This window comes from Robiginitalea sp. (genome assembly GCF_049588695.1).
GTDB lineage: Bacteria > Bacteroidota > Bacteroidia > Flavobacteriales > Flavobacteriaceae > Robiginitalea.
Genome location: NZ_JBAVZJ010000199.1, coordinates 1 through 6,732 on the forward strand (window position 1 = coordinate 1; position 6,732 = coordinate 6,732).

Annotated in this window: 7 protein-coding genes; 4 read left to right on the forward strand and 3 right to left on the reverse strand. The window is 48.3% G+C overall.

Annotated features, from left to right (window positions below; translation table 11 throughout):
- Together WBV75_RS04795 and WBV75_RS04800 are read left to right on the forward strand one after the other, a co-directional pair.
- Positions 1 to 411, forward strand: a 411-nt coding sequence (locus WBV75_RS04795) for a hypothetical protein (protein ID WP_424119510.1), incomplete at its 5' end; no start/stop codon positions are given.
- A gap of 96 nt (positions 412 to 507) precedes the next feature.
- Positions 508 to 1,617, forward strand: a complete 1,110-nt coding sequence (locus WBV75_RS04800) for a redoxin domain-containing protein (RefSeq protein ID WP_424119511.1) — start codon at positions 508 to 510, stop codon at positions 1,615 to 1,617.
- Positions 1,618 to 1,657: 40 nt separating this feature from the next.
- Here the strand turns inward: WBV75_RS04800 and WBV75_RS04805 are convergent, their stop codons facing one another.
- Both WBV75_RS04805 and WBV75_RS04810 read right to left on the reverse strand, forming a co-directional pair.
- Entirely contained in the window at positions 1,658 to 3,295 is a 1,638-nt protein-coding gene (locus WBV75_RS04805) for a hypothetical protein (RefSeq protein WP_424119512.1), read from the reverse strand.
- A gap of 138 nt (positions 3,296 to 3,433) precedes the next feature.
- Complete coding sequence (locus tag WBV75_RS04810) at positions 3,434 to 4,081, reverse strand: rhomboid family intramembrane serine protease (RefSeq protein ID WP_424119513.1); 648 nt, start codon at positions 4,079 to 4,081, stop codon at positions 3,434 to 3,436.
- A gap of 54 nt (positions 4,082 to 4,135) precedes the next feature.
- Here WBV75_RS04810 and WBV75_RS04815 point away from each other — a divergent pair, with 54 nt between their 5' ends.
- Positions 4,136 to 5,032: a lysophospholipid acyltransferase family protein gene (locus tag WBV75_RS04815; protein WP_424119514.1), complete on the forward strand. Its 897-nt coding sequence runs from the start codon at positions 4,136 to 4,138 to the stop codon at positions 5,030 to 5,032.
- Here WBV75_RS04815 and glmM read toward each other — a convergent pair.
- On the reverse strand, positions 5,029 to 6,423 hold the full coding sequence (glmM, locus tag WBV75_RS04820) for a phosphoglucosamine mutase (RefSeq protein WP_424119515.1): 1,395 nt from the start codon (positions 6,421 to 6,423) through the stop codon (positions 5,029 to 5,031). The genes WBV75_RS04815 and glmM overlap by 4 nt on opposite strands.
- A gap of 87 nt (positions 6,424 to 6,510) precedes the next feature.
- Between glmM and WBV75_RS04825 the strand changes: the two genes are divergently transcribed.
- Positions 6,511 to 6,732 (forward strand): ACP phosphodiesterase (locus tag WBV75_RS04825; RefSeq protein ID WP_424119516.1); only part of this gene is annotated, 222 nt, incomplete at its 3' end.

Sequence of the window (6,732 nt, forward strand, 5' to 3'; positions counted from 1 at the left end):
GGCCTGCGGCTGGGAGATAGCGATGGCTTTGGAGCAGAGATTTCGTATCAGAAATCCCTGACGCGTGCTACCCGACTGGAATTTGATCTCGGCTGGAGGAACAATCGGAACTACAATGCTTTTAAACTCGCAGGCTTGCATCAGTGGGTTCGAAAACTGGATGGAAATTTCAACTGGTTTTACGGGGCCGGAGGCGGTATAGGGAACGTTAATTTCAGCGATGACTACGATACAGATGCCAATGGGGGATTCTTCCTGTTCGGGGCCGGGGACATCGGTCTGGAGTACAATTTCGATATCCCTTTACTCCTGTCGGTGGATTTCCGCCCGGAAATTGGTATTATCGGCTACGATGGCTTCACGGATAATTTTAATTTTGATATTGCCCTGGGAATCCGGTATCAGTTTTAATTCCGGGACTCCCGGTCAAGGCATAACCTTTTGTTAAGCCCTTTTTTTTTTCTGCCTACCCTAACTACCTTTGCGGCTTACATATAAATGATTTGTATGAAAGTTATTTTTAGGGTTCTTCCGGTTCTCTTCTTATTCGCAGCCTGTTCCACCGAGACCAAATCCGGTTATGAAATTACCGGAACCATCGCAGGTCCACTTGAAGAAGGCACCCAGGTATTTCTGAGGAAAAGTGATGAAAACATGCGCGCCATCCCCGGGGACACCTCCCTGATCTTTAACGGTACTTTTAGTTTTAAAGGTGATGCCGCGGCTCCTGAACTCCGGTATATCTTTATTGAAGGGGTCAATGCGGGCATCCCGGTTTTTATTGAAAATGGTTCTATAAACATTACGGCACATCGCGACAGCCTTGGGAGCGCCGAGGTCAAAGGCACCTTGCAAAATGAGTATTATTCAGATTTCGTCAAGGGAACTCGCCAACTTATGGACCGGCGAAATGCGATTAATACTGAGATGCAGGTGGCCATGCAGTCGCGGGATACAGCAAATATGAATGCCCTGCGCGATGAGTTCTTTGAGCTTCAGGGAAGTGCGATGGATTTTGAAAAAGCATTTATTACAGAGCATCCGAAGGCGCTGATCTCTGCCATGGTACTCTCCCGGATGCTGCAATCCCAGGCCATTCCTCATTCCGAAGTGGCAAATCTTTTTGAAGGCCTGGATGAGTCTATCCGGCTCTCGTCACTGGGTGAAAACATCAATTCCCAAATTTCTTCTCAAGAGCGTACGTCTGTGGGGTCCCGGGCCCCGGATTTTTCAGCCCCTACTCCTTCGGGTGAAGCACTCGCCCTTAACGATGTGCTGGGCAAAGTTACCCTCGTGGATTTTTGGGCTGCCTGGTGCCGCCCCTGTCGGGCGGAAAACCCCAATATCGTTAAGGTATACGAAAAGTTTAAGGATAAAGGACTTTCGGTTCTGGGGGTTTCATTGGACAGGAATGCGGCCGATTGGAAAAAGGCCATTGAACAGGATGGATTGACGTGGCACCACGTATCCAATGTGCGTTACTTCGATGAGATTGCGGAACTCTATAATGTTCGGGCGATTCCCGCGAGCTTTATACTCGATGAAAATGGGGTAATCGTGGCAAAGAATCTCAGGGGCGAAGCCCTGGAGGCCAAAATAGCTGAGTTACTGCCTTAAGACCCTCCCCGGTGTACAGGAATTGGGGAATTATCCGGGATCAATCTCCAAATTTCTGGCGGACATCCCTGAATTTACCGCTCACGGTAGCTTCCCTTCCCGCGGAAACATCTCCAAAAATATCGATAACTGAGGAATCCCCCAGGAACTCCACCTGGGCCCCGTCTTCCATGATAAGGTCACCGTATATGGTTACATTCCCTTCGATTTGGAGCAAGGCCCCAGCACCCACAGTGAGCGCACCCCTGTCCTGATTGCTGCCAATAGCCAGGGTTCCGAAGAGCCGCAATACTCCGCCAGGAGCAATGCTCACCTGATCGGTAACTGTCCAGGATCCGCAAAGCAATAAAAACCCTTCAATATTAATAACATCCAGTTGTTTTCCACCCTGAAAATTCAAGGCTTCGGCCGGCCCTACATTCAGAATACTGCTCCCTTCATATGTAGGCAATCCTGAACAAGCGTTTACCAGTGTTTTGGGAGCCCTGTTGAGTTTAATAATCTGCAAGCCATCGGCCCCGGAGGCGACGAAGGCGTAGTCCCCTTCGGAGGTTACATAGTTTACGGAACCGTCCAGATTGATCGTTCCCGCTGTGGTAATTGTAGACGCGAGCATTTCAGCCAGGGCTAACCCTGCGCCCCCATTGGCCATAAACAACAGGTCGTCATTCACAGAAACGGCATTAGTCACTGCATCTCCGGCAGGTGTACCGGTAGGAATAGGAGGAATAGAGACGTATTGAATCAGTGTACCCGTAGTACCCTGATAGATACCTACCCCCTGATCTGCTTCAGGAACCAGGATATGGGTCTGCCAGGTATCCAGCGTTTTCTTGCTGGTAGCCCCCAGGTCTGTACCTATGGCAATCAGGTTCGTTTCGACAAGGCTTGAATTCAGCACGCGAACCCCCGAACCTCCATCCAAAATGGCATATCCATCTAGCCAAGGGGTCAGGGACCGGGCATCGGTCATAAAAGTCTCGTCGACCATCGAAAGGTCAGAAGTGTTATATGAGGCTACCGCTCCTTCTTTACCGCTCGTCACGATGGTCCTGCTGCCATCGATAAGGACATCAGTAGCATTAAAACCCTGCTGAAATCCGTATATAATTCCATCCGTCTCCAGGACGCCGTTCGAAACGGGTATCCGCGCGATAAAAGAATTAAAGGTGGCTACATCCGAGGTTTCGGCATTTATGGCCCCTACGGCGTATATGTATCCCCCAGCGACAGCCAAACTATTAATATCCGCATTGGAGTAAAAAAGGCGGGAACGAGCCATGGGCACATTGGGATCTGAAATATCGATAACATCCAGGGCGCCCTGGTAGATTTCTCCGGCCCGGTTATAGCTTACATAAATATAGTTGCCGTCCAGATAGGCATGGGTAGCAGTCAGGGGTTCGGATCCCGGAAAGGCAGGAGGGTTTACCGTGGCTATGAGCGTGAGGGGGTAGTCCCCCGCTTTGGCTGTGCCATCACTGGCCATAGCCATTTCGGTGGTATGAAGTTTTAAAACTCCGGACTTCTCGTAGGATATAGCCGATTTTAGAGCAGCTGAATTGGTTTCGACATAGAGCTCTGTTTTCAGCCCGTCTTCATAAACTACCGTTTCATCACTACAGGCCATGCCTGTAAGCACTAAAATAAATAGCAATGTCTTGTAAAATTGCCTCATTTCAAGAGCGTTTGTTATCATATAGATAACCCACTAACGTTCTAAAAGAGTCTTTGGTATAAAGAAAAAGGTGATTTCGATATAATTAAACTCCACTAAGACAAATGATAAGCCAAATTTTTGAGGGATTCAGGACTCTTATAACTTTCCCAATTTCTCAAGGATAAACAAAAGCACGATGGGCAGGGCCAGAAGCAGGACCATGACAGGATGGGCTGTAACTATGGAAGGTACAAATATCAGCGTAGTAATATATCCCCCCACAGCCCCGCCAAAATGGGCGGTATGCCCAATATTACCCAATCGCTTTTTCATGCCGTAAATGGAATACATCAGGTACCCGATCCCCAGTATATAGGCAGGCAACGGAATGGGTATAAACATAAGGGCCAGCCGCATATCGGGCTGCAGTAAAATAGCCGCGTATAAAACCCCTGTCACCGCCCCGCTGGCACCTACCGCACTGTAATATGGCTCTTTCTTGTGGAAAGAAAGGGCCAGGAGGCTCCCCGCCACCAGGCTAATCAAATAGATGATCAGGAATTTAACCGGTCCGAGCCACTGAATGACCACATCTGCAAAAAAGTAGAGGGTAAACATATTCAACAGAAGATGACTTCCGTCTACATGCAGAAAGCCCGATGTCAGCATCCGGTCTTTCTGGCCTCCCAGGATGGCACTGATATTGAACTTATATCTTTCAAAAAAAGCATAATCCTTAAAACCCTTGAGGGATACCAAAATATTGGCCGCAATAACGGCAATTGTAGCGATATGCAAATTCATTTAGTGCCCTTTGTCTGGGGCTAAATATAACTATATTTGCACATATTGCCGTGTATGGAGAGACTTGTGTTTCTTTTGAGTTATCCGTTTTTATGGGGTGTTTCAAAACTACCTTTCCGTCTCCTGTATCTCTTGTCTGACGCACTTTTTTTTATAATCTACAAGGTTGTCAGATACCGTCGTAAAGTAGTTCAGGAAAATCTGGCACTGGTCTTCCCGGAGAAATCACCCCGGGAAAGACAGAGGATTACAAGGGCGTTCTATGCCCATATGTGCGATATGTTTTTGGAGATGATCAAGACCCTGAACATCAGCGAAGAGGATCTTAAGAAGCACTTCACCTTTACAAACCTGGATACCTTCCGCCAGTTTGAGGCACAGGGTAAAAGCACGGTTACTTTTTTTCCACATTACGCCAGTTGGGAGTGGACCATTGCCCTTGACCCGCATATCAAAAGCAAAGGATATGGCATCTACCAATCCCTGAACAACAAATTCTTTGACCGTTGGGTGCGGCAGGTAAGGGCCCGGCTCGGAACTTCCCTTATTACGACAAAAGAATCCTGGAAGGTGATGAGGCGCAATAAAACCGAAGGTATTGTGGATACTTATGGTATGCTTAACGACCAGTCTCCCACCCGAAAAAAGGCACGGTATTGGGCGCCATTTATGGGTATAACAGTACCCATGCACGTGGGGGGTGAAATCTTGTGCAAAAAATTCGACCTGCCCGCCCTGTATCTCAAAGTCCGAAAAATAAAACGCGGGTATTACCAGGGAACCTTTATCGTTCTGGCTGCGGCCCCGAAAACCGTACCCAATTATGGTGTAACGGACGCATTTTTCAGGGAAGTGGAATCAGCGATACACGAGGCCCCGGAGTACTATTTCTGGACGCATAAACGCTGGAAACACCGCAATCAGGCTCCTGCAGGGATTTCGGAGGACTAAACTGCACCCGCTGCCAGGGTCTCTAATTCAGAGATAAAGCGATCCGCGAGTTCATCTGCAGCGTTTTGCGAAGCTCCTTCGGTATAAATGCGGATGATCGGCTCTGTATTGGATTTTCGCATATGTACCCAGTTATCATCAAAATCGATCTTTACCCCGTCTATAGTATTGAGGGCTTCGTCCTGGTATTTCGTAGCAATAGCCTTTAAAAGGGCGTCAACATCGAGTCCCGGGGTAAGTTGTATTTTCTTCTTACCCATATAATACTGGGGGTATGATGATTTTAGGGCACTGACTGAGGTATTGACTTCCGAAAGCAGCATCAGAAAAAGTGCTGTTCCCACAAGGGCATCCCTTCCGTAATGGCTACTGGGATATATGATTCCCCCGTTGCCCTCGCCACCAATGACAGCATGGGTTTCTTTCATTGCGGACACCACGTTCACTTCGCCTACAGCTGCAGCCGTATATTGCCCACCGTGTTTTTCAGTTATATCCCGAAGCGCTCTTGTAGAAGACAAATTAGATACTGTATTGCCCGGGGTTTTCCCGAGAACATAATCGGCACAAGCGACCAGGGTGTACTCCTCCCCAAACATTTCTCCAGTTTCTGTGATAAAAGCCAGTCGGTCTACGTCCGGGTCTACCACGACACCAAAGTCCGCCCCGGTTTCCACAACTTTCTCGCAAATCGCCCCCAAATGCTCTTTCAGGGGTTCCGGATTGTGCGGAAAATGACCTGTAGGCTCGCAGTAAAGCGGAATTACCTCAACCCCGAGAGCCTCCAGAAGGGCCGGTATAGCTATTCCCCCGCTGGAGTTCACCCCGTCCACCACTACTTTGAATTTTTTTTGGCGAATAACCGGGGCATTGACCAATTCCAAATCCAGAACAGATGCAATATGCTGCTGAAGATAGGTGTCATCTGTTCTAATAGAACCCAAATCGTCTACTTCAGCAAAATCAAAATCCTCTTTTTCTGCCAGCTCCAAAATGGCCCTGCCTTCAGCAGCATTCAGGAATTCTCCCTTTTCATTCAGCAATTTCAGGGCATTCCATTGTTTTGGGTTATGGCTGGCTGTAAGAATAATACCCCCGTCAGCATTTTCCAGAGGTACCGCGAGTTCCACGGTAGGCGTAGTAGAAAGCCCCAGGTCTACAATATCTATACCCAGACCTGTCAGGGTGGCCGACACGAGTTGCTGGACCATCTGCCCGGACAAGCGGGCATCACGGCCAATAACCACCTTTACATTCTCTTTTTCACGATACGTTTTAAGCCATGTCCCATATGCAGCGGCAAATTTAACGGCGTCCACAGGGGTCAGGTTTTCCCCTGGCACTCCCCCTATTGTACCCCGGATTCCGGATATGGATTTAATCAAAGTCATAGTTGCTGAAATTTTAAGAAAGACAAATATAACTCCCTTGTTTTTATCGGGGTGCAATACTTCCTTTATCTGCGTATTTTTACGATCGTGAACTATCTGGCCCATATCTATCTCTCATTCGACGATCCCCAGCTGAGCCTGGGAAACTTTATAGCCGACCGGGTTCGGGGAAGGGATTATCTGGACTATCCAAAGCGCGTGCAACAGGGCATACTTTTGCATCGCGCTATTGATACCTTTACAGATTCTCACACCTTCCCCAGGGCCAGCAGCAAGCGCCTTCATTCCCGATATCACCACTATAGCCGG